At 75.0% G+C, this 20,999-nt stretch carries 22 protein-coding genes; 13 read left to right on the top strand and 9 right to left on the bottom strand.

Annotated features, from left to right (window positions below; translation table 11 throughout):
• Positions 1–129 precede the first annotated feature (129 nt).
• On the top strand, positions 130–1,059 hold the full coding sequence (locus tag JQN70_RS16595) for an esterase/lipase family protein (protein WP_204132487.1): 930 nt from the start codon (positions 130–132) through the stop codon (positions 1,057–1,059).
• A gap of 227 nt (positions 1,060–1,286) precedes the next feature.
• Complete coding sequence (locus JQN70_RS20620; RefSeq protein ID WP_204132486.1) at positions 1,287–2,066, top strand: M23 family metallopeptidase; 780 nt, start codon at positions 1,287–1,289, stop codon at positions 2,064–2,066.
• 72 nt (positions 2,067–2,138) lie between these two features.
• Here JQN70_RS20620 and pcrA read toward each other — a convergent pair whose 3' ends face one another.
• Positions 2,139–4,583: a DNA helicase PcrA gene (gene pcrA / locus JQN70_RS16585; RefSeq protein ID WP_204132485.1), complete on the bottom strand. Its 2,445-nt coding sequence runs from the start codon at positions 4,581–4,583 to the stop codon at positions 2,139–2,141.
• A 280-nt stretch (positions 4,584–4,863) separates the two neighbouring features.
• Here pcrA and JQN70_RS16580 point away from each other — a divergent pair, with 280 nt between their 5' ends.
• Positions 4,864–5,175, top strand: a complete 312-nt coding sequence (locus JQN70_RS16580; RefSeq protein ID WP_204132484.1) for a hypothetical protein — start codon at positions 4,864–4,866, stop codon at positions 5,173–5,175.
• 15 nt (positions 5,176–5,190) lie between these two features.
• On the opposite strand, the gene JQN70_RS16575 is transcribed toward JQN70_RS16580, so the two are convergent.
• Positions 5,191–5,913: a hypothetical protein gene (locus tag JQN70_RS16575; protein WP_204132483.1), complete on the bottom strand. Its 723-nt coding sequence runs from the start codon at positions 5,911–5,913 to the stop codon at positions 5,191–5,193.
• Between the two features lies 1 nt (position 5,914).
• Positions 5,915–6,259: a PadR family transcriptional regulator gene (locus tag JQN70_RS16570; protein WP_204132482.1), complete on the bottom strand. Its 345-nt coding sequence runs from the start codon at positions 6,257–6,259 to the stop codon at positions 5,915–5,917.
• A 116-nt stretch (positions 6,260–6,375) separates the two neighbouring features.
• Here JQN70_RS16570 and ligD point away from each other — a divergent pair, with 116 nt between their 5' ends.
• The 3 genes from ligD to JQN70_RS16555 all read left to right on the top strand — a co-directional run bounded on the left by ligD (position 6,376) and on the right by JQN70_RS16555 (position 9,374).
• Positions 6,376–7,368: a non-homologous end-joining DNA ligase gene (gene ligD, locus JQN70_RS16565; RefSeq protein ID WP_204132481.1), complete on the top strand. Its 993-nt coding sequence runs from the start codon at positions 6,376–6,378 to the stop codon at positions 7,366–7,368.
• Positions 7,368–7,808 (top strand): alternative ribosome rescue aminoacyl-tRNA hydrolase ArfB, encoded by a 441-nt coding sequence (gene arfB, locus JQN70_RS16560; RefSeq protein ID WP_434063752.1) that lies wholly within the window; start codon positions 7,368–7,370, stop codon positions 7,806–7,808. Before ligD ends, arfB begins: the two co-directional genes overlap by 1 nt.
• 69 nt (positions 7,809–7,877) lie before the next feature.
• Positions 7,878–9,374 carry a peptide MFS transporter gene (locus tag JQN70_RS16555; protein ID WP_204132480.1) on the top strand — a complete coding sequence of 499 codons (1,497 nt, stop codon included), beginning with the start codon at positions 7,878–7,880 and terminating at the stop codon, positions 9,372–9,374.
• A gap of 20 nt (positions 9,375–9,394) precedes the next feature.
• On the opposite strand, the gene JQN70_RS16550 is transcribed toward JQN70_RS16555, so the two are convergent.
• A complete protein-coding gene (locus JQN70_RS16550) occupies positions 9,395–10,330 on the bottom strand; it encodes an FAD-dependent oxidoreductase (protein WP_204132479.1) in 936 nt (311 codons plus the stop codon).
• 72 nt (positions 10,331–10,402) lie between these two features.
• Between JQN70_RS16550 and JQN70_RS16545 the strand changes: the two genes are divergently transcribed.
• The 3 genes from JQN70_RS16545 to JQN70_RS16535 are packed head-to-tail and all read left to right on the top strand — an operon-like array spanning position 10,403 to position 12,856.
• Complete coding sequence (locus tag JQN70_RS16545) at positions 10,403–11,236, top strand: uracil-DNA glycosylase (protein WP_204132478.1); 834 nt, start codon at positions 10,403–10,405, stop codon at positions 11,234–11,236.
• Between the two features lie 40 nt (positions 11,237–11,276).
• Positions 11,277–11,852: a GNAT family N-acetyltransferase gene (locus tag JQN70_RS16540; RefSeq protein WP_204132477.1), complete on the top strand. Its 576-nt coding sequence runs from the start codon at positions 11,277–11,279 to the stop codon at positions 11,850–11,852.
• Between the two features lie 20 nt (positions 11,853–11,872).
• Positions 11,873–12,856 (top strand): quinone oxidoreductase family protein, encoded by a 984-nt coding sequence (locus JQN70_RS16535; RefSeq protein ID WP_204132476.1) that lies wholly within the window; start codon positions 11,873–11,875, stop codon positions 12,854–12,856.
• 128 nt (positions 12,857–12,984) lie between these two features.
• Here the strand turns inward: JQN70_RS16535 and JQN70_RS16530 are convergent, their stop codons facing one another.
• From JQN70_RS16530 to JQN70_RS16520, 3 genes are read right to left on the bottom strand one after another with little or no spacing between them, the layout of a single operon-like run.
• Positions 12,985–13,341 (bottom strand): hypothetical protein, encoded by a 357-nt coding sequence (locus JQN70_RS16530; RefSeq protein WP_204132475.1) that lies wholly within the window; start codon positions 13,339–13,341, stop codon positions 12,985–12,987.
• A 24-nt stretch (positions 13,342–13,365) separates the two neighbouring features.
• Positions 13,366–14,079 (bottom strand): LuxR C-terminal-related transcriptional regulator, encoded by a 714-nt coding sequence (locus JQN70_RS16525; RefSeq protein WP_204132474.1) that lies wholly within the window; start codon positions 14,077–14,079, stop codon positions 13,366–13,368.
• Entirely contained in the window at positions 14,076–15,335 is a 1,260-nt protein-coding gene (locus JQN70_RS16520; protein ID WP_307836042.1) for an ATP-binding protein, read from the bottom strand. Before JQN70_RS16520 ends, JQN70_RS16525 begins: the two co-directional genes overlap by 4 nt.
• 116 nt (positions 15,336–15,451) lie before the next feature.
• Between JQN70_RS16520 and JQN70_RS16515 the strand changes: the two genes are divergently transcribed.
• Entirely contained in the window at positions 15,452–16,834 is a 1,383-nt protein-coding gene (locus tag JQN70_RS16515; protein WP_204132473.1) for a PspC domain-containing protein, read from the top strand.
• Positions 16,835–16,836: 2 nt separating this feature from the next.
• The gene (locus tag JQN70_RS16510; protein WP_204132472.1) at positions 16,837–17,214 is read left to right on the top strand and encodes a hypothetical protein; all 378 of its coding nucleotides are present in this window, start codon (positions 16,837–16,839) and stop codon (positions 17,212–17,214) included.
• Here the strand turns inward: JQN70_RS16510 and JQN70_RS20295 are convergent.
• Together JQN70_RS20295 and JQN70_RS16500 are read right to left on the bottom strand one after the other, a co-directional pair.
• Positions 17,205–17,891, bottom strand: coding sequence for an NUDIX hydrolase (locus JQN70_RS20295; RefSeq protein WP_204132471.1), 687 nt, complete (start codon positions 17,889–17,891; stop codon positions 17,205–17,207). The two genes, JQN70_RS16510 and JQN70_RS20295, sit on opposite strands and share 10 nt — an antisense overlap.
• Positions 17,888–19,018 carry a glycosyltransferase family 4 protein gene (locus JQN70_RS16500; protein ID WP_307836041.1) on the bottom strand — a complete coding sequence of 377 codons (1,131 nt, stop codon included), beginning with the start codon at positions 19,016–19,018 and terminating at the stop codon, positions 17,888–17,890. The genes JQN70_RS20295 and JQN70_RS16500 overlap by 4 nt, the downstream gene beginning before the upstream one ends.
• Before the next feature lie 36 nt (positions 19,019–19,054).
• Between JQN70_RS16500 and JQN70_RS16495 the strand changes: the two genes are divergently transcribed.
• Positions 19,055–19,903 carry a PIG-L deacetylase family protein gene (locus JQN70_RS16495; protein WP_204132469.1) on the top strand — a complete coding sequence of 283 codons (849 nt, stop codon included), beginning with the start codon at positions 19,055–19,057 and terminating at the stop codon, positions 19,901–19,903.
• 11 nt (positions 19,904–19,914) lie between these two features.
• Positions 19,915–20,973: a lysylphosphatidylglycerol synthase transmembrane domain-containing protein gene (locus JQN70_RS16490; protein ID WP_307836040.1), complete on the top strand. Its 1,059-nt coding sequence runs from the start codon at positions 19,915–19,917 to the stop codon at positions 20,971–20,973.
• Positions 20,974–20,999: the final 26 nt, after the last annotated feature.

Here is a 20,999-nt window from a genome sequence, read left to right as displayed (position 1 = left end):
CGACCGCGACAAGACTTCTTGCGAAGTTTTGACCCGGACGCCGGAACTCTTTACCGCCGACGGACGTGACCTTGACCATCGGACGGTCCCTTCCGGGGAGAGGGCCGCGGACCTACAGTGGGCCGCGCCATGAGCACCGCCCCGCAGGAGCACCGCGAGGTCCGGCGCGGGAGCACCGTCGTCCCGTCGTCGGTGTCGACGCTGCCCCGGGGCGCGGTGCGCGCGGCCCGCGCCCTCGTCGACCCCGCCGTGCTGGCCGGTGCCGCGGTCGAGGCGGTCTGGCTCGGGGCGCACGTCGCGACGTGGCCGCTGGGCCTGGTCCACGGGGGTCGCACCCGCACCGAGCCGGCCTACCGCCTCGAGCACCTGCCGCCGGTGCAGCGCGGGATGCTCGTGTCCGACGTCGAGGCCGCGGGGACGCCGATCCTCCTGGTCCACGGCATCGTCAGCAACCGCTCGATCTTCACCGTGCTGCGCCGCGGCCTCACCCGTCGCGGCTTCTCGAACGTCTTCGCGATGAACTACGCGACGGTCGCCACCGATGTGCGCACGGCCGCGCTGCGGCTGGCCGAGGAGGTCGAGGCGGTGTGCCAGCAGACCGGCTTCGAGCGGATCCACGTCATCGGGCACAGCCTCGGCGGCCTCATCGCCCGCTACTACGTGACCCGCCTCGGCGGCGACGTCCGCGTGCACACCCTCGTCACCCTCGGGACCCCCCACGAGGGGACCTGGGCGGCCTACGCGGTGCCGACCCGGCTGATGCGGCAGATGCGTCCGGGCAGCGGCCTGATGCGCGAGCTGGCCCGCCCCGTGCGCGGCTGCCGCACCCGGTTCGTCGCCTACTGGTCCGACAGCGACATCGCCGTCGTCCCACAGCGATCGGCGGCCCTGCGCCACCCCGACCTGTCCGCCCGGACCGTGCGCCTCCACGGCGCCGGCCACCTCACGCTGCCGATGCTCGGCGAGGTCGTGCACGGCATCTCGGCCGCGCTCACCCAGCTCGACGCGGACGGCGCCACGGTGCGCCGCGGGGTGACACCGTTGTCGCGCCGGGACTGACGGCAGGCCGTCCGGCATCCACGGAGTGGGACGTTCCTGAGGAAATCTTCAGGAGGAATTCCGCCGGGGTTCCGGTGTTTCCGCAGGTCAGCGGGGTCCGGGTCAGCGAGGTCGGGTCGCGGGGGCCGAGGCGGCCGGCCCCCGGGTTTGTGTCACGGAATGGTCACGGTACGGTGTACCGGCCCCGCCAGGTCCCCTGCCCGCCACCCCCCGAGGTCCAGCCCGTCGTGAGTTCCCGGAACTACACCGGGCGCCACTACGCCGGACGCCACCGCGTCCAGCAGCGTCGTGCGCGTCTCCCCCGAGCCCTCAGCTCCGGCTTCGTCCTGCCGACGGCCGCCGCGGGCGTGCTCGTGGTCACGGCCACCGGGGCCACCGTCGCCGAGTCGGCACCGCAGAGCTTCGACCTCACCGGTCAGCAGACCGCGATGGCCCGCACGCAGGAGTCCGCCGCCGAGCAGGCCGCCACCGACATCGCCGAGCGCCGCCAGGCCGCCTCCATCCAGTCCGCCGCCTTCCGCGGCCGTGTCGAGGCCCAGGACCGCGCCGCCCGCGCCGCGAAGCGCAAGGCCGTCGCCGAGGCCAAGGCCAAGGCCGAGGCCGCCAAGCGCGCGAAGAAGTGGGTCCGCCCGATCCACATCTGGAACATCACCTCGGGCTACGGCTGGCGCTGGGGCAAGACCCACGACGGCATCGACCTCGCCGCTCCCACGGGCACCCCGCTCTACGCGATGTCCAAGGGCACGGTCATCAAGGCCGGCTGGGAGAACTCCTTCGGCAACAAGGTCGCCATCCAGTACTGGGACGGCAGCGTCATCTGGTACGGCCACATGAGCCGCATCGACATCCAGACCGGCGACTCGGTGATGCCGGGCGACCAGGTCGGCCTCGTCGGCAACACCGGCCACTCCTTCGGCTCGCACCTGCACTTCGAGGTGCAGAAGGAGACGACGGCCGACACCCCCCTCGACCCCGTGCCCTGGCTGAAGAACCACGGCCTCTGGTGAGGCCCGCGCCTCCGGGCGCACCCGCACGACGTCCCGACCCCGGCCACCGGCCGGGGTCGCGTCGTCCCCGGGTCAGATCTTCTCGAGCGGCGCGAAGCGCAGGACGAACCGCTTGACCCCGAGCTCGCCGCCGAAGTCGACCTCGGCCTGGGTCTTGTCGCCCTCGCCCATCGTCCGGACGACCGAGCCGAGGCCGTAGGTGTCGTGCGTGACCCGGTCGCCGGGCGAGAGCTGGATGATCGGGCGGTTGCCGGGCGAGCGGACCCCGGGACGCGCGGCGAGCGTGGCGACGGCCGGGCGCTGGTCGCGCCGGCCGACCGCCGCGGCCCCCGAGAGCTCGCGCTCCCACTCGACGAGGTCGGCGGGGATCTCGTCGAGGAAGCGGGACGGCGGGTTGTACTGCGGTGAGCCCCACGCGGATCGGACCGCCGCCCGGGACAGGTGCAGCCGCTCGCGGGCCCGGGTGATGCCGACGTAGGCCAGCCGCCGCTCCTCCTCGAGCTCCTTGGCGTCGCCGAGGCTGCGCAGGTGGGGGAACGTGCCGTCCTCCATCCCGGTGAGGAAGACGACGGGGAACTCGAGGCCCTTGGCGGTGTGGAGGGTCATCAGGGTGACGACGCCCTGCTCCTCGGCCTCGTCGTTCTCGGGGATCTCGTCGGCGTCGGCGACGAGCGAGACCTGCTCGAGGAAGTCCTCGAGGCTGATGACCTCGCCGGTCTCGCGGCGGGCGTCGTCGAACTCGCGGGCCACGGCGACGAGCTCGGCGAGGTTCTCGACGCGCGTCTCGTCCTGGGGGTCGCGGCTGTCGCGGAGCTCGGCGAGGTAGCCGCTGCGGTCGAGGATCGCCTCGAGGAGGTCGGAGACGCCGGCCTCCTCGTCGTCGCGGACCTTCCCGAGGTCCTCGAGGATGGCGGTGAACCCGGCGATGGCGGCCACCGACCGGGTGGCGATGCCGGGGGCGTCCTCGGCCCGGCCGAGCGCGGCGACGAACGGGATGCGCTCGCGGTCGGCGAGCGCGGCGACGCAGGCCTCGGCGCGGTCGCCGATGCCGCGCTTGGGGACGTTGAGGATGCGGCGGAGGTTGACGGTGTCGGTGGGGTTGGACAGCACCCGCAGGTAGGCGAGCGCATCCTTGACTTCGCGCCGCTCGTAGAACCGCGTGCCGCCGACCACCTTGTACGGCAACCCGACCCGGACGAAGACCTCCTCCAGGGCACGCGACTGCGCGTTGGTGCGGTAGAAGACGGCGACGTCGCCGGGACGGACCCCGTGGTCGTCGGAGAGCCGGTCGATGGAGCGGGCGACGAAGGAGGCCTCGTCGTGCTCGTTGTCGGCGACGTAGCCGACGATCCGCGAGCCGTCGCCGCTGTCGGTCCAGAGGTTCTTGGCCCGGCGCCCCTCGTTGCGGGCGATGACCGCGTTCGCGGCCCGCAGGATGGTCTGCGTGGACCGGTAGTTCTGCTCGAGGAGGATGGTGCGCGCCTGCGGGTAGTCCTCCTCGAACTCCTCGATGTTGCGGATGGTGGCGCCGCGGAAGGCGTAGATGGACTGGTCGGCGTCGCCGACGACGACGAGCTCGCTCGGCTCGACGCCGTGCTCCGTCCGGGTGTCGTCGGACCCCACGAGCTCCTTGACCAGCTGGTACTGGGCGTGGTTGGTGTCCTGGTACTCGTCGACCATGACGTGCCGGAACCGGCGGCGGTAGTGCTCGGCGACGTCGGGGAAGGCCTGGAACATGTGGACCGTCGTCATGATGAGGTCGTCGAAGTCCATGGCGTTGGCCTGCCGCAGCCGGCGCTGGTACTCGGTGTAGGCCTCGCTGAGCACCTGCTCCTGGTGGGTGCCCTCCTCCGAGATCCGCCGCGCGAAGGTCTCCTCGTCGACGAGCTCGTTCTTGAGGTTGGACACCTGGTGCCCGAAGGCGCGGGGGTTGTAGCGCTTGGGGTCGAGGTCCATGTCGCGCAGGACCATCGCCATCAGCCGCTGGCTGTCGGCGGCGTCGTAGATGGAGAACTGCGAGCGCAGCCCGACCTTGTCGGCCTCGCGGCGCAGGATGCGCACGCAGGCGCTGTGGAAGGTCATCACCCACATCGCCTTGGCGCGGGGGCCGACGAGGTCGGCGACCCGCTCGCGCATCTCGGCGGCGGCCTTGTTCGTGAAGGTGATGGCCAGCACCTGTCCGGGCTGGACGCCCCGGTCGGCGAGCAGGTGGGCGATCCGGACCGTGAGGACCCGGGTCTTGCCCGAGCCGGCGCCGGCGACGATGAGCAGCGGCGGGCCCTCGTGGAGCACCGCCTCGCGCTGCTGGGGGTTCAGCCCCGCCAGGAGCTCGGCGGTGTCCGGCCGGGCGCCGGCGGCCGGCCCGCCCTCGGGGCCGCGGCCCTCCGCCGCTGCCTCCGCCCACGTCGGGATGCCCGCCGCGTTGACGAGGGCCGCGTGGGCGCTCGTGTGGGTGGCGGGGTCGACGTGCGGGGGCTGGCCGGTACCGAAGTCGAGGCCGTCGAAGAGGGTGCTCATCTCGGGGTCCACCCTACGTCCCGGGTGCGACGCCCCGGCGGGCAGTGAGTGGCCCTCCGCGGGTGGGCGACCGGTGCAGGGGGGTGGTCGACGCGCCCTCGGAGGGCCTGGTCCGAGGATAGGACCCGACGACGTGCCGTGTCTAGGGTTTGTCCAATGCTCCCCGGGGCCGGCCCGGGGAGTGCTCCCCGGCCGGAAGGGGTCCGTCCCGCCCCAGAGCGGTGCTAGCGTCACGCCCGGCCCGCGCACCCGCGGGCCTCCGTCCGGGGAGGAACCGCACATGCTCATCTGGGGGTGGGGACGCAAGTCCCGCAGCCGGCAGGTCAACGCCGCCGAGGCGCTGCTCGTCAACTTCGCGTACTTCAGCCTGTTCTTCGTCTTCACCGTCACCTGGGGCGCGCGCTACGCGCTGGCCCGCGTGCAGGAGGACGGTGCCGTCTCGTACCGCGACCTCACGCCCGAGCAGGCGATGGCCGCCGCCCAGGGCGGCGAGCTGCCCGCGCCGACGCCGTGGCAGCGCTTCAGCCTCCTCGGCCTGCTCGTCGCGGTCGTCCTGGCCGTCGGCATCGGGGCGGCGCTCTCCACCTCCTGACCTCTACTCCCGTCCTCAGGACCGGGCGTTCGAGTCGGGGTCGGTGAGGAAGCGCCGCAGTCGTGACCACCGGGAGCGACGAGGGCCGGGGGCGGCGGGAAGGCCGCTGCTCTGACCCCTGTCCTGCCGGAAGAGCACGCACGCTCCTGCCACCCCGACCGAGACGTACAGCCAACGCGGCGCGTCGAGCAGGGTGGGGCTCTCCGGCCCGTGGTCCGGCAGCAGGCTCATGCCCCAGCCGAACAGGACCATGAGCGCGACGATGACCGCTCCACGGACCACCCAGTCGGGGACCGCACTGCGTCGGCCCGCCGACCGGGCGGCCCGGCGGGTCAACCAGAGGTCGAGGGTCCACGGCAGGACGGCCACGACGACGACGAACGGGACCGTCCCGAGCGCGTCGTCCAGCGTGACGCCCACGTCGCGCGTCCACGACCCGCCGGTCACCAGGGCCGGCATCGCGCCGAACATCGCGCACGCCGCGACACCCTGCACCGCGAGGTGTCGCAGGACGTCCCACACCGTCGGGGGTTCGACCCACCGGGCGGCATAGTCGGCGGGCTGGCCGAAGGCCTCGACCGGGTCCTCACCGGTGGCCCGCACGTGGTCGAGGACGTCGTGCACCACCTCGACCACGCGCCCTTCCGGCAGCCCGGCCAGGCGCAGCTGCTGGGCCAGGAGCCTGCAGTAGACGCCGACATCGACGTGCATCGGCTCCAGCGGCTTCATCCCCTCCATGTCAACCCTCCAGTGCTCTCGTCATCCGGTCGGCGAAGGACGTCCACCCCGCACGCCCCTCGTCGAGCGCCGCACGGCCGCCGGCCGTGAGGAAGAAGTAGCGCCGCGGCGGCCCGGCCCCGCCGGTGACCCACTCGCTGCGCACGAGGCCCTCGTCCTCGAGCCGACCGAGCACCGGGTAGACGGTGCCGCCCTTGAGACCGCCGAGCTCCGCATCCGCGAGCGAGCGCAGCAGGCCGTAGCCGTACGCCGACCCCTCCCGGGCGAGCGCGGCGAGGACCGCGAGGTCGAGGACCCCCTTGAGCCACTGGCTCTCGCGGTCGGCGCGCGGCGCGGGGAGGGACATGCACCGATGGTGGCGCCCACTAGATCGGGATGTCAACTAGTTGGCCATACCATCTACCAGCCGGTCCTCCCGTCGGTCGGCACCCGCCCGTCGGTCCGTCCCCCTACGGTGGGGGCATGGCCTCGCGCAAGGGTGAGTTCGGGGAGCCGGTCGTCCTCGACGTCGACGGCTTCGACGTGCGCGTCTCCAGCCCCGACCGCGTGTACTTCGGCGCGCGCGGCGAGACCAAGCTCGACCTCGTCAACTACTACCTCTCGGTCGGCGACGGCATCGTGAACGCCCTGCGCGAGCGGCCGTGCATGCTCCACCGGTTCCCCGACGGCGTGACCGGCGGCCAGAAGGTCCACCAGAAGCGGCTGCCGCGGGGCGCCCCGCCGTGGGTCGAGACGGTCCGCCTGCACTTCCCCCGCTACGGCCTGCACGCCGACGAGCTGTGCGTCACCCGGCTCGCCGACGTCGCGTGGGCCTGCCAGATGAGCACCGTCGAGTTCCACCCGTGGAACAGCCGCCGCGCCGACACCGAGAAGCCCGACGAGTGGCGCATCGACCTCGACCCGATGCCCGACGCGCCGTTCTCCCGCGTGCGCCGGGCGGCCCACGTCGCGCACGAGGTGCTCGACGAGCTCGGGGCGGTCGGCTGGCCGAAGACGAGCGGCGGCCACGGCCTGCACGTCTACGTCCGCATCGCCCCCGACCACGGCTTCGGCGACGTCCGCCGGGCCGCCCTGGCCTTCGCGCGCGAGGTCGAGCGCCGGCTCCCCGACGACGTCACGACCACCTGGTGGCGCAAGGACCGCGACCCCGCGGCCGTCTTCGTCGACTACAACCAGAACGCCCGCGACCACACCATCGCCGCCGCGTACTCGGTGCGCGGCAACGACATCGGCACGGTGTCGGCCCCGATCACCTGGGACGAGGTCGACGACGCCGAGCCGAACGACTTCACCATCGCGACGATGCCCGCCCGCTACGCGGAGCTCGGCGACCTGCACGCCGGCATCGACGACGCCGTCTTCGACATCACCCCGCTGCTCGAGTGGGCCGAGCGCGACGAGGCCGAGGGCGCGGAGACGCCGCCCGAGCCCGAGGACGACACCGGGAAGCCCTGATGGACCTCGTCGTGCCGCCGGGACCCGGTGTCCCGCAGGGGTTCACGGTGCCCGCCTCCGACCTCGTCGAGCGGTTCTCCCGGTCCTCCGGCCCCGGCGGGCAGGGCGTCAACACCGCCGACAGCCGGGTCGAGCTCGAGGTCGAGGTCGCCGTGCTGCCGCTCACCGACGCCCAGCGCCGTCGCCTCCTGCGGGCCGTCGGACCCCGGCTCGTCGACGGGCGGCTCGTCGTCGCCGCCTCCGAGCACCGCCAACAGCGACGCAACCGCGTGGCCGCCCGCGACCGGATGGCCGCCCTGCTGCGCGACGCGCTGGCCCCGCCTCCGCCGCCCCGCCGGGCCACCCGCCCGACCCGCGGGTCCGTCGAGCGACGGCTCGACGCCAAGCGCCGGCGGGCCGACACCAAGGCGGCACGGGGCCGGCCCGGTCCGGACGCCTGACCTCGGCGATTCGGTCGTCACGGGGGCCCCGGGCTACGGTCGACGGGTTTGCCCACAGGAAGGTCCCCGATGTCCGTGTCCACGCCCACCGCCGCGCCGAGCCGCTCCGACCGCGGTTTCCTCGGCCACCCCGCGGGGCTGTCGACCCTCTTCGTCGTCGAGCTGTGGGAGCGCTTCAGCTACTACGGCATGCGCGCGATCCTGCTCTACTTCCTCGTCGACACCACCGCGAACGGCGGGCTCGGCATCGCCGAGGCGACGGGCACGTCGGTCGTCGCGATCTACGGCTCGGCCGTCTACCTGCTCTCGGTGCTCGGCGGGTACGCCGCCGACCGGCTCGTCGGCGCCCGGCGCTCGACGCTGTACGGCGGCCTGGTCATCATGGCCGGGCACCTCGCCCTGTCGGTGCCGGCAGGCGCGACGGCCTGGCTGGGCATCGCCCTCGTCGCGCTGGGGACCGGCCTGCTCAAGCCGAACATCTCGGCGATCGTCGGCCGGCTCTACGCTCCCGACGACGCCCGCCGCGACGCCGGCTTCTCGATCTTCTACATGTCGATCAACCTGGGCGCGCTCTTCTCCCCGCTCGTCGTCGCCTTCCTGCGCGACCGCTGGGGCTACCACGCCGGCTTCTCGGCCGCCGCGGTCGGGATGGGTCTGGCCCTCGTCGCGTTCGTCCTCGGCCGGCGCACCCTGCGCGGTGCGGGCGACGACGTCCCCAACCCGCTGGCCGACCGCGAGCGGCGCCGCCTGCCGCTGGTCGCCGCCGGCGGGGTCGTCGCCGTGGCGCTGCTCGTCCTCCTCGCGTCGACGTGGCGCGACAGCGTGCTGCTCGCCGTCGTCGACGCCATCTCGGTGCTGGCCATCGGCACGCCCGTTGCGTACTTCGTCGTGATGTTCCGGAGCCGGAAGGTCGAGGCCACCGAGCGGACGCACCTCGCCGCGTACCTGCCGCTGTGGGTGGGCGCGGTCCTCTTCTGGATGATCTTCGAGCAGGCCGCCGGGAAGATGGCGCTCTTCGCGCAGGAGCGCACGGTGACCTCGGTCGGCGGCCTCGAGGTCGACCCCGAGTGGTTCCAGTCGGTCAACCCGCTCGCCATCATCGCCCTCGCCCCGCTCTTCGCCCTGCTCTGGGTGCGGCGGGCCGGGCGCTTCCCCTCGACGCCGGCGAAGTTCGCCACCGGCGTCACGCTCATCGGTGCCTCCGCGTTCGCCATGGCGTGGGCGTTCGGCACCTACGAGGGCAACACCGCCCCCGTGTACGTCCTCGGCGGCGTCTTCGTCCTCCAGACCGTCGCCGAGCTCTTCCTCTCCCCCGTCGGGCTGTCCGCCACGACCCGCCTGGCCCCGACCGCCTTCGCGAGCCAGGCGATGGCCCTGTGGTTCCTCGCGACGGCCGCCGGGCAGGCGCTCGCGGCCCAGCTCATCACGGCGATGGACGGCCTCGGCGACTCCGCGTACTACGTCGTCAACGGGGTGGCGACCCTGGCCGTCGCCGCCGTCATGTGGGCGCTCGTGCCGTGGATCCGCCGGCGGATGTCGAGCGCCGAGGTCGTCGCCGGCTCCTGAACCGGGCTCGGCGGCCGCCCTCAGCCGAGGCGGTCGACGAGGCGGACCACCTCGGCGGCGCAGCCCCAGGAAAGGGTGACGCCCGCGCCGCCGTGACCGACGTTCGTCACCACCGGCCGTCCGTGGCGCTCGTGGACCCGGAGGTCGACCGCGGGCGCGACCGGGCGCAGGCCGACCCGCGACCCGAGCACCTCGGCGTCCCGGAGGGCCGGGACGGCCGCGCGGCACCGCTGCACGATCGCCGCGTGCACCGCGGGGTCCGGCTCGTCGGAGGCGTCCGGCACGTCGGTGCCGCCGCAGACCACCCACCCGGGGTGCGGCAGCACGTAGGTCAGGCCGCCCCCGAAGTCGTCGTCGACGAGCCAGCGCTCGATGCCGGGGTTGGCCAGCAGCGCGACCTGCCCGCGGGAGGCGGTGACGTGCAGCCCGGGCAGCAGCTCGGGGGCGCGCAGGCCGCCGGCGAGCACGACGACGTCGTCCTCGAGGTCGTCGAGGTCGTCGACGCGGGCGACCTCCAGCCCGACCCCGGCGGCGACGCACCGCTTCTCGAGCCAGTCGAGGTGCACCGGCATCGCCACGAGCGGCAGTCGGGCGACGACGCCGGAGGTCGCGCCGTCGGGCAGCTCGTCGGGGGTGGCCTCGCGCCAGGTGCGGACGCCCTCGGTCCACCAGCGGTCGGGGCCGCCGCGCTCGACGAGCAGCCCCTCGCGCAGGGTCACCCCGGCGGTCGGGTCGTCCGCGAGGGCGGTGAAGCGCTCGAGGGCCACGAGGCCCCACGCGACGACGCGGTCGCGTGGCTCGACGTGGTACGGGAACCAGAGCCCGCCCGCGACCGCCGAGACGGTGCCGGCCGCGGGCACGTCGCGGACGCACCGCACGTCGTGCCCGGCCTCCGCGAGGCCCAGGGCCGACGTCAGCCCCACGACGCCTCCACCGACCACCGTCACGCGTGCCACGGCCCCATCGTCCCGAGGTCGGCGCCCGGGCGGCGGGCGCCACGCCGGGGTGACCGGTCGTACAGTCGCGGGATGGAGCGCCTCGACCCCCATCCGGTGACCGGGACGCCGCTCCCCTCCCCCGCACCGCCGGGCGCGGGCTGGCCCGGCGACCCGGCCGACGACACCACGCCGGTGGCCACCACCGCCGCGCAGGTCCGGCGGCTGGCCTCGACGGCCTCCTCCGTCGACGAGCTCCAGGCGCGGATCTCGGTGTGCCGGGCCTGTGCCCGCCTCGTGCGCTGGCGCGAGGACGTCGCCCGCTCCGGACGCCGGGCCTCCTTCGCCGACCAGCCGTACTGGGGCCGTCCCGGCCCGTCCTTCGGCGACCCGGACGCGCCGGCCCTCCTCGTCGGGCTGGCCCCCGCGGCCAACGGCACGAACCGCACCGGGCGGATGTTCACCGGCGACTCCTCGGGCGACTTCCTCTGGGCGGCGTTGCACCGCACCGGGTTCGCCGCGCAGCCGACCTCGGTCGCGGCCGGCGACGGACAGGCCCTCACCGGGCTGCGCATCGTCGCGGCGGTGCGCTGCGCCCCGCCGGAGAACAAGCCGACCCCCACCGAGCGGGCCACCTGCTCGGCCTGGCTGCAGCGTGACCTCGAGCTGGCCGCGCCGCGGCTGCGCTCGATCCTCTGCCTCGGCGCGATCGGGTGGGACGCGACGCTGGCCGCTGCGCGGGCGCTCGGCTGGGACGTCCCGCGCCCGAAGCCGCGCTTCGGCCACGGCGTGGAGGTCGCCCTGGGCCGGCCGGACGGTCGGACCGTGAGGCTCGTCGGGTGCTACCACGTGAGCCCGCACAACACCTTCACCGGCCGGCTCACCCCGGCGATGCTCGACGAGGTGCTCCTGGGGCTACGGGCGTAACCCGTTCGCGCGCAGGGGCCCACGCGGCTACCGTCGGTGGATGATCGTCCTCGCCACCCCCGACGCCCGGATGCAGCGGTCCTACCTCGCCGCCCACGACGAGTTCGCCGCGATCGGCGAGGGGCACCGGGACGGCGACGGGGTGTGGGTCGAGGAGCCGGACGAGGGCGGCTTCCCCGGCGTCGCCTTCACCCGGGCCGAGCTCGAGACGTCCGAGGGGTTCGAGCGGTTCGCGGCCCGGCGGCGCGACCAGGCCCGCGAGGACGCGCCCCGCCTCACCGGTCACGTGCCGTGCACCTTCTTCTGGGTCGTCGACGACGCCGACCCGGACACCTACCTCGGGTCGCTGTCCGTCCGGCACCGGCTCACGCCGTTCCTCCTCGAGGTCGGCGGCCACATCGGGTACTCGGTGCGCCCCTCGGCCCGCCGGCGCGGCATCGCCACCGCCGCCCTGCGGCTCGCCCTGCCCGAGGCGGCGGCGCTCGGCATCGACCCGGTGCTCGTCACGTGCGACGACGACAACGTCGGCTCGGCCCGGGTCATCGAGGCGAACGGCGGCGTCCTCGAGGACGTCCGCGGCGACAAGCGCCGCTACTGGGTGCCGGCCGGCGCCTGAGCCCGTCCTAGGGTGGCGGGATGAGCGCCCTCCACGGACCCGCCCTCGTCGTCACCTCCCCCGGGGGCCCGGACGTCCTCGCCGTCGAGGACCGGCGCGCGGACGACCCCGGCACCGGCGAGCTGCTCGTCGAGGTGGTCGCGGCCGGCGTCAACTTCATCGACGTCTACCAGCGCGAGGGCGTTTACCCGATGAGCACGCCCTACGTCGCGGGCAACGAGGGCGCCGGCACGGTCCGGGCCGTCGGGGCGGGCGTCGAGGGGTTCGCCGTCGGCGACCGCGTCGCCTGGCCCCAGAGCATCGGCAGCGCGGCGGCGTTCACCGTCCTGCCCGCGGACGGTGTCGTGCACGTCCCCGACGGGGTCGACCTCGACGTCGCCGCGGCGGTCATGCTCCAGGGCCTCACCGCGCACTACCTCGTGACGAGCACGTTCCCGGTGGCCGACGGCACGGTGGCGCTCGTCCACGCGGCGGCCGGCGGGGTGGGCCAGCTGCTCGTGCAGATGGTGCGGGCGCGGGGCGGCGTCGTCGTCGCGACCGCCGGCGGGCCGGAGAAGTGCGCCACCGCCACCGCCCTGGGCGCCGACCACGTCATCGACTACCGCGCCGTCGACGACCTCACCGGCGCGGTGCGCGAGGCGGCGGGCCGTGGCGTCGACGTCGCCTACGACGGGGTCGGCAAGGACACCTTCGACGCCTCGCTCGCGAGCCTGCGGCCCCGGGGCACACTCGCCCTCTTCGGCGCCGCGAGCGGGCAGGTGCCGCCCTTCGACATCCAGCGCCTCAACGCCGGCGGGTCGCTCTTCCTCACCCGGCCGAGCCTCGGGCACCACCTCGCGACGCGCGAGGAGCTGCAGTGGCGGGCGCGCGAGGTGTTCGCGGCGGTCGCCGACGGGTCGCTCGCCGTGGGCATCGGCGGCCGGTACCCGCTGGCCGACGCCGCGCAGGCCTACCGCGACCTCGAGGGCCGCCGGACCCAGGGCAAGCTGCTGCTCCTGCCCTGACCTGCCGCCCGGCCCCACGGGTATCGGGTCACCCGATACGGGTGCGCTTCACCCGAGAACCGTTGTCGGGTGAAGCGCAGGGTTATCGGGTCACCCGATACGCGTGAGGCGCCGCCGAGCGCCGGCGGTCAGCTCGCGGTGGTCCAGAGGACGGCGACGAGGACGTTGAGCAGGGCGAGCGCCCCCGCCGCCGTGACCAGCTGCGGACGCGACCCCTTGCCCTTGCGCTCGGCCGCGCCGGCGATCTCGGCGCAGGCCACGACCGCGATCGCGACGACGAGCTTGACGGCGATCTTGGTGTTGTTCACCTCTTCGTCGTTGGCCTGCACGAGGCCGACGAGCGCGATGCCGGTGAGCAGCTGGGCCCGCGCGCCCCACAGCAGGTACGGCGTGACGACGCCGCGCGAGAGGAACAGCGCGCTCCCGATGATCGCGGCCATGCCGAGCAGGTGGAGGACGACGAACACGTTCACCAGGAGTTCCATGGCGACAGCGTAGGACCCCCGGGATCAGACGAGCCGGCGGCCCATCGCCCAGGCGGTCAGCTCGTGGCGCGAGGAGAGCTGGAGCTTGCGCAGCACCGACGACACGTGGGTCTCGACGGTCTTCACCGAGATGAACAGCTCCTTGGCCACCTCCTTGTACTGGTAGCCGCGCGCGATGAGGCGCATCACCTCGCGCTCGCGGGCCGACAGGCGGTCGAGCTCCTCGTCGACCTCGGCGATCTCGCCGGCCGCCGCGCCGAACGCGTCGAGGACGAAGCCGGCGAGCCGCGGCGAGAACACCGCGTCGCCGTCGGCGACCCGGCGGATGGCCGTCACGAGGTCGCGCGCGTTGATCGTCTTCGTGACGTAGCCCCGCGCACCGGCCCGGATGACGGCGATGACGTCCTCGGCCGCGTCGGACACCGACAGCGCGAGGAAGCGCACCGGCTTCCCGTCGGCGGTCTCTACCCCGGCGCACCCGCGGATGACGTCGCCACCGCCGTTGCCCGACCCGCCCGGCAGGTGCACGTCGAGGAGCACGACATCCGGTGTCTCGGACCGGATGACGGCGATCGCGGCGTCGACGTCCGGGGCCTCGCCGACGAACTCGCAGACGGCGCCGCCACCGGCCATCGCCTCGGTCAGCTCGGCCCGGACCCCGGTGCGGAACATCCGGTGGTCGTCGACGAGGACGACGCGGATGGGGGCCGGGGCGGCCGGGGTGCTCTGGCTGGTCATGACTCTTCTCCTTCGATGGACGGCAGGCGCAGCTCGACCTCGGTGCCGTCCTCGCGCTGCCGGATGCGGGCGGACCCGCCGTGGCGGTGCATCCGGCCGAGGACCGACTGCCGGACACCGAGCCGGTCCTCGGGCACGGTGTCGATGTCGAAGCCCTCGCCGCGGTCGCGGACGAACGCCTCGACCCCGGTGGGACCGATCTCGACGTAGGCGGTGACCGGCGGGGCGCCGTGGCGCACGGCGTTGAGCAGGGCCTCGCGCATCGCCCGCGACAGGGCGGCGCCGTGCTGCTCGAAGGGCCGGTCGCCGGTGACGACGAGGTCGACGGGCACGCCGTGGAGGTCCTCGACCTCGTGGGCCACCTCGGTGACCGCGGCCGCGAGCGAGGACTGCGACCCCTGCGGCCCGTCGTACAGCCAGGTGCGCAGCTCGCGCTCCTGGGCCCGGGCGAGGCGGGTGACGGCGGCCGGGTCGGCGGACTGGCGCTGGATGAGGGCGAGGGTCTGGAGCACGGAGTCGTGCAGGTGCGCGGCGATGTCGGCGCGCTCGGTGGCCCGGGCCGCGGCGACCTGCTCGCGCCGCAGGTCGCCCCAGAGCCGCACGGCCCACGGCGCGGCGAGGATGAGCGCCCCGACGAGGACGGCGAACGCGGCGAGCACGGCGTCCCAGAGGACGCTCACCGAGCTGCCGCGCGTGACGAGCACGAGGATGCCGACGATGGCCAGCCCGGTGCCGAGCGCGACGCGCACCCAGCCCATCCCGTCGCGGCCACCGGTGAGCCACCGCGAGCGCTGGGTCTGGTCGAGGTTCGACCACGCGACGACCGCCCCGACGGCGATCACGAACGTCGGGACGAGGACCGATCCGCGCGCCGAGACCCCGACGCCGGGCACGAGCAGCGCCCCACCCGCGAGGACGAGGACGCCGCCCGCCACGAGGAGCACGACCCAGCGCCGGCGCTCGGTCCACGTCGTGGAGGTGAGCGGACCCGACCCGTCGACCTCCCCCTCGGGCGTCATCGCCCAGAGGAAGAGGTAGGCGGCGACGCCGGCACCGCCGGAGAACGCGAGGACCACGAAGGCGATGCGCACGAGCCGGCGGGACACCCCGAGGTGACGGGCGACGGCGGCGCACACCCCGGGCGACCACCCGCCCGAGCGGTCGCGGACCAGACCCGGGCGCGCGGGAACCGGCTCCGGCGCGGGGCCGGAGTCGGTGCGCACGCGGGTCGCCGCGGGCTCGTACGGTGTGGGCACGACACCATCCTGACGCACGTGGGGGCGGCTGCGACCCCCTGCCGGGGTCCGGTCAGGGGGTGCTCAGGGTCGACCCTCATGGCCGCGGGGGGTCGCTCGCCGCCAGAGTGGGTGCCATGACGGACACCTCCTCCTCCCAGACCCCGCCCGCCGGCGGCCCGACCGTCCTCGACGACGGCCTCGAGCGGCTGCGCGGCGTCGGCGTCCGGCGCGACACCGACCGCCGCTGGTTCGGCGGGGTCTGCGCCGGCATCGCCGCCCGCTTCGACGTCGACCCGCTGCTCATCCGCGCGGCCGCCATCGCCCTGACCATCGCCGGCGGCATCGGCCTGCCGATCTACCTCGTGCTCTGGCTGCTGCTGCCGGACCGCGGCGGCGAGATCCTCGGCGAGCGCGCGATGCGCCACGGCGACGCCTGGGCCATCGTCCTCGCGGTGCTCACCGGGGTCGTCGTCCTCGGCGCCCTCGTGTCCATCGGGTCCGGCGGCGACGCCTGGGGCGGCTCGTTCTGGCTGCTCGTCCCGGTCGCCCTCGTCGTCTGGTTCCTCGCCACCCGCAGCCGCTCGTCCCGGTCCTCCGCGTGGACCGGCCAGACCGCCTACCCGCCACCCCCACCCCCCGGAGGTACCCCGATGTCGACCCCGTCGACCCCCTACGCGGCCCCGGCCGCGGGTCCCGCGCCGAGCGCGCCGCCCGCCGGCTACCGCCACCCGCCGACCCCGTACGGCCAGCCCGCCTACCCGGGCGCGGCGCCGACCGCGCCCCGCGCGCCCTACGGCGGCACGCCGACCCCGCCCGTCCCACCGCGCCCGATCGCCCCGCCCCCGCCGCCCGTGCCGCCGGCCCCGCGCCGGCGCCGGCCCAGCGGCTTCGTCGGGCTCGTCACCCTCGGCCTGGTCATCGCCCTCGTCGGCCTCGGCGTCGCGATCGCCGACCCGGTGGGCTTCCCGGGCGAACCGGGCGTCCTCGGCCTCGTCCTCGCCCTCGCCGGGGCCTCCGCGGTCGTCCTCGGCCTCGGCGCCACCGGCCGGGCCTCCGGCTTCAGCGGCTTCCTCGTCATCGCCCTCGGGCTGACCACGGTCTTCGCCGCCCTCGTGACGCACATCCCGGCCACGAACGGTGTCGGCGACCGGATCTGGACCCCGACGACGACCACCCTGCCGGCCAGCTACCACCTCGGCGTCGGGGACGCGCGGCTCGACCTCGCCGGGCTGGCCGGTCTGCCCGAGACGAGCACCCCGCCGACCATCGACGTCAGCGTCGGTGCCGGCGAGCTGCAGGTGGTCGTGCCCGAGGGCCTCGACGTGCGCATCGAGAACCAGATCGGCGTCGGCGACCTCACCCACGAGGCGCGCACCGCGGGCAACGGCCTGAGGACCGTCGACAACCGGTCGGGCACCGACTACACCCAGGACGTCACCGTCGGCGACGACACCCCCGTGCTCGTCGTCTCGACCGAGATCGGCATCGGCGACGTCACGATCATCGAGGAGCGCTGAGCATGACCACCGACGACACCACCCGCCCCCTGAGCGCCGACCTCGGCCTCGAGGACCGCGACGACGACACCACGACGACGGACACCGGCAGCGCACCGGCCACGGCCCCGGCAACGACTCCCTCCCCGGCCACCGCGCCGTCGCCGGTGGGCCCCCCGGAGCAGGGACCCCCGGCCCCGCGCTACCGCTCCGGCCCGGCGCCCTTCGCCCTCCTGCTCGGCATCCTCGGCCTCGTGACGGCCGGTGCCGTCCTCGTCACCGAGCTGACCGACGTCGACCTGCCGTGGAACGACCTCGGGCCGTGGACCATCGTCGCCGGCGGGGCCCTCGTCCTCCTCGTCGGCCTGGTCGGGCTGCGCAGCAGCCGGGCTCAGGACTGAGGCCAGGCTCCCGGCACCGGGACCCCCGCGGCGCGCAGGGCCGCCGGGATGCTCGCGACGACCGGCACCGCGCCGAGGTCGTCGAGGGGCACCCACCGGGCGTCGGACGTCGACCCGCCCACGTCGTGCACGACGGGGCGGGTCGGTCGTGTGCAGCGGGCGGTGTGGACCAGGCGCACCGCGTGGTAGTCCTCGGCCCCCCGCTCGGAGCGGCCGACCCAGTGCTGGGTCATCACGTCGACGAACTGCACGTCGTCGACGACCTGGCCGGTCTCCTCGAGCACCTCGCGCACGACCGCCCCGGCCACGGACTCCCCCGGTTCGAGGCCACCCCCGGGCAGGTTCCAGCGACCGTCCGCACCGGTGCGCGGGGCGAGCTGGGTGAGGAGCAGCCGCTCGTCGGCGACGACGACGGCGTAGGCGGCGACCCGCTGGTGGGGCCGGACGACGGCGCGGTCCTCGGTGGCCAGCCCCGGCCCGTGCGGGCCGTGCCGGACGCGTAGCGGCGTCACCGGCACGACCTCGAAGCGCAGCACGAGCCGGCCGAGCACCCCGTCGACCCCGGTGCTCCGCCCGCTCCAGCCGCGCGCGGCCAGCCCGGCCACCGGGTCCTCGCCGTGCCCGAGCACGAACTCGACGACCGGCGCCCCGCCCCGCTCACCCCGGACGACGATCACCCCGGCGCCCCCGCCCGGCGGTACTCGGCGAGGGTCGCCGCGACCGTGCCCGTCCAGTCCTGGCGCGGCGGGTGCGCCGCGAGGTGCGCGCGCATCCCCTCGCGCAGCCCCGCGTCACCGGCCAGCCGCGCGACCGCCTCGGCGACCCCCGCGTCGGAGGGAGCGAGCAGGCCGTCGACGCCGTCGGTGACGATGTCGTCGACGCCGGTGCCGCGTGGGGCGACGACCGGCAGACCGGCCGCGTGCGCCTCGAGGGCGGCGATGCCGAAGGCCTCGAGCCGGGCCGTCGAGACGTAGAGGTCGCCGGAGTGGTGCAGCCGGCGCAGCCCCTCGCGGTCGAGCCGGCCGGGCATCGACACCCAGTCCATCCCCCGGGCCCGGACGAAGGCCTCCATCGCCCGGCGCTGCGGTCCCTCGCCGGCGAGCGTGGCGCGCAGGGGCACGGCGGGGTCGAGCAGCGCGCGGGCGCGGTGCAGGGCCCCGAGGAGGGCCAGCGGCCGCTTGCGGCTGACGAGGCGCATCGCCGTGACGACGTGCACGCCGGCCGCGGCCTCGCGCGGCGGGGCGCCTCGGTCCGGCGCCCACCACGCGGCGTCGATGCCGTTGTTGAGCACGGCCACCTCGACGTCTCCCGCCGCGGCGCGCACCCGCCCGGCGGCCATCGACGACACCGCGCTGAAGGCGACCCCGCGGCGCGCCCACCGGCCGAGGTGCCCGACGACGCGGAACACCGGGGCCGAGCGGGCGATGACGCAGTGGAACGTGGCCGCCACCGGCAGGCCCGCCGCGAGCGCGGTGCGGACGAGGTCGGTGGCGAACGGGCTGACCACCCCGAGGTGCGCGTGGGCGACGTCGAAGCCGCCCGCGTCGAGCCGCCGGCGCACCTCCGGGGGCGCGAACGGGTTGACGGGCACGCCGTTCGGCAGCGGCAGGGCCATGCGGTGGACGAGCACGCCGTCCTCCTCGGCGGTGCGTGCTCCGTGCCGCTCGCCGTCCGGACCGGTGGTCGCCGTGAAGACCTCGACCTCGTGCCCCGCCCGCGCGAGGTGGTGCGCGAGGTCGTGCACCTGCCGCTCGATCCCGCCGAGCCGGGGCGGGTAGCAGTCCGACAGGAGGGCGACCTTCACGAGGGTCCACCCTGCCATGCGAGAGGATGGCCGACGATGTCCCGCACGCTCGTGGCGTTCCACGCCCATCCCGACGACGAGGCCCTGCTCACGGCCGGCACGATGGCCCGTGCCGCGGCCGAGGGGCACCGCGTCGTGCTCGTGCTCGCCACCGACGGCGGGGCCGGCCTGGCGGCCGAGGAGCTGCGCCGCGACGGGTCGCTGGGGACCCGCCGGCTCGCCGAGGCCGAGCGGTCGGCGTCGGCCCTCGGGGTGGCCCGGGTCGAGTGGCTCGGCTACGCCGACAGTGGGTCCGGGCCGGAGCCGGAACCGGACGCCCCCGGCGTCGCACGGTTCTGCCGGGCGCCCTTGGAGGAGGCCGCCGAGCGGCTCGCCGCCGTCCTCACCACCGAGCGCGCCGACGTCCTGCTCTCCTACGACGCGAACGGCGGCTACGGCCACCGCGACCACCGCCGGGTGCACGAGGTGGCGGCGCGGGCCGCCGAGATCGCCGGCACCCCGAGGGTCCTCGAGGCCACGGTGCCCCGCGACACCATCGTGCGCGCCATCCGGCTCGTCGGGCGGGTCTACCGCTTCCCGGCCGAGTTCGACCCGTCGAGCTTCGAGCGCGCCTTCACCGCGCGGGCCGACATCACCCACCGCGTCGACGTCCGCCGGTACGTGCGGGCCAAGCGGGCCTCGATGCGGGCCCACGCCTCGCAGGCCACCGGCGGCGGCGCCGCCGAGGTCGGTGCCGGCGGCCAGACCGGCGACCGGACCCTCGGGGCGTTCCTCCGCATCCCCCGCCCCCTCTACGATCTGGTGTTCGGGCGCGAGTGGTTCCGCGACCCGTCGAGACCAGCAGGGGGACACGTGGCGACCGACGTCTTCGAGGGCCTGCCGTGAGGGCGGCCGGGGTGCACGTGCCCACGCACCGCCGCCAGCTCGTGCAGTTCGGGCTCGGGCTCGGGCTGGCCGTCGTGCTGCTCGTCTGGGGCCTGCCCTACTTCGCGAAGACGTCGTGGGGCGACATCTGGGACGTCATCCGCACCGTGCCCCCGCTGCACGTCGTCGGCTTCCAGGTGCTCATGCTCCTCGGGCTGTACTGCTACACCTTCACCTTCACCGGGTCGCTGCGCGGGCTGACGCACGGCAAGGCGCTCATCATCAACCTCTGCGGCTCGTCGGTCTCGAACCTCCTGCCCGGGGGCGGCGCGGTGGGCCTCGCGGCGACCTACGCGATGTGCCGCTCGTGGGGCTTCTCGCGCCGCGCCACCTCGACGTCGGCGATCGTCACCGGCGTCTGGAACGTGCTGGCCCGCATCGCGCTGCCGGTCGTCGCCATCCTCGTGCTCGTCATCGGCGGGGTCACCCTGCCCAAGGCCCTCACCGACCTCGCCGTCGCCGGGTCGCTCACCGGGCTCGGGGTCATCGCCGTCATCGCCGGGATGCTCGCGAGCGAGCGGGTGGCGCAGCGCCTCGGCGGCCTCCTCGACCGGCTCATCGGTCCGCTCGTGCGCCGCCGCCGGCCGGACTCGACGATGAGCGTCGAGGACCTCGTGCGCGACCTGCGGGGCCGGATCATCGACGTCGTCCGCTGGCGCTGGTGGTCGATGACCCTCGGCATGGTCGGGTTCTTCGGCGCCTACTACGTGCTCTTCGTGCTCGTGATGCGCGAGACCGGGGTGATGCTCCCGCTCAACCTGCTCTTCGCCGCGTACGCGATCGGCCGGCTGCTCACGGCGGTCGGCATCACGCCGGGGGGCGTCGGCGTCACCGAGGTCGCGACGACCACCGTGCTCGTCGGCTGGGGCGCCGGCAACGCCGAGGCCACCGCCGGGGTCGTGCTCTTCTCGATCATCACCCACCTCATGGAGGTGCCGCTCGGCGGTCTCGGGTGGCTGCTCTGGTCGGTGAGCGCGAAGACCGAGCCGCCCGCCGAGGGCGAGGAGCCGGTCTTCGCCGGCCACGCCTGAGGCCTCGAGGCGCCGAGTTCAGCGGG

It is taken from the genome of Phycicoccus sonneratiae, assembly GCF_016887965.1.
Taxonomy (GTDB): Bacteria; Actinomycetota; Actinomycetes; order Actinomycetales; family Dermatophilaceae; genus Phycicoccus; species Phycicoccus sonneratiae.
The sequence above is the reverse complement of the archived record's forward strand: the minus strand, read 5'-3'. Positions and strand labels throughout refer to the sequence as shown.

What these genes read in the sequence shown, in the direction of transcription:
- JQN70_RS16595 (WP_204132487.1), top strand. Translation starts at nt 130, where the DNA reads ATGAGCACCGCCCCGCAGGAGCACCGCGAGGTCCGGCGCGGGAGCACC.
- pcrA (WP_204132485.1), bottom strand. Translation starts at nt 4,583, where the DNA reads ATGAGCACCCTCTTCGACGGCCTCGACTTCGGTACCGGCCAGCCCCCG.
- JQN70_RS16580 (WP_204132484.1), top strand. Translation starts at nt 4,864, where the DNA reads ATGCTCATCTGGGGGTGGGGACGCAAGTCCCGCAGCCGGCAGGTCAAC.
- JQN70_RS16575 (WP_204132483.1), bottom strand. Translation starts at nt 5,913, where the DNA reads ATGGAGGGGATGAAGCCGCTGGAGCCGATGCACGTCGATGTCGGCGTC.
- JQN70_RS16570 (WP_204132482.1), bottom strand. Translation starts at nt 6,259, where the DNA reads ATGTCCCTCCCCGCGCCGCGCGCCGACCGCGAGAGCCAGTGGCTCAAG.
- ligD (WP_204132481.1), top strand. Translation starts at nt 6,376, where the DNA reads ATGGCCTCGCGCAAGGGTGAGTTCGGGGAGCCGGTCGTCCTCGACGTC.
- arfB (WP_434063752.1), top strand. Translation starts at nt 7,368, where the DNA reads ATGGACCTCGTCGTGCCGCCGGGACCCGGTGTCCCGCAGGGGTTCACG.
- JQN70_RS16555 (WP_204132480.1), top strand. Translation starts at nt 7,878, where the DNA reads ATGTCCGTGTCCACGCCCACCGCCGCGCCGAGCCGCTCCGACCGCGGT.
- JQN70_RS16545 (WP_204132478.1), top strand. Translation starts at nt 10,403, where the DNA reads ATGGAGCGCCTCGACCCCCATCCGGTGACCGGGACGCCGCTCCCCTCC.
- JQN70_RS16540 (WP_204132477.1), top strand. Translation starts at nt 11,277, where the DNA reads ATGATCGTCCTCGCCACCCCCGACGCCCGGATGCAGCGGTCCTACCTC.
- JQN70_RS16535 (WP_204132476.1), top strand. Translation starts at nt 11,873, where the DNA reads ATGAGCGCCCTCCACGGACCCGCCCTCGTCGTCACCTCCCCCGGGGGC.
- JQN70_RS16530 (WP_204132475.1), bottom strand. Translation starts at nt 13,341, where the DNA reads ATGGAACTCCTGGTGAACGTGTTCGTCGTCCTCCACCTGCTCGGCATG.
- JQN70_RS16525 (WP_204132474.1), bottom strand. Translation starts at nt 14,079, where the DNA reads ATGACCAGCCAGAGCACCCCGGCCGCCCCGGCCCCCATCCGCGTCGTC.
- JQN70_RS16515 (WP_204132473.1), top strand. Translation starts at nt 15,452, where the DNA reads ATGACGGACACCTCCTCCTCCCAGACCCCGCCCGCCGGCGGCCCGACC.
- JQN70_RS16510 (WP_204132472.1), top strand. Translation starts at nt 16,837, where the DNA reads ATGACCACCGACGACACCACCCGCCCCCTGAGCGCCGACCTCGGCCTC.
- JQN70_RS16495 (WP_204132469.1), top strand. Translation starts at nt 19,055, where the DNA reads ATGTCCCGCACGCTCGTGGCGTTCCACGCCCATCCCGACGACGAGGCC.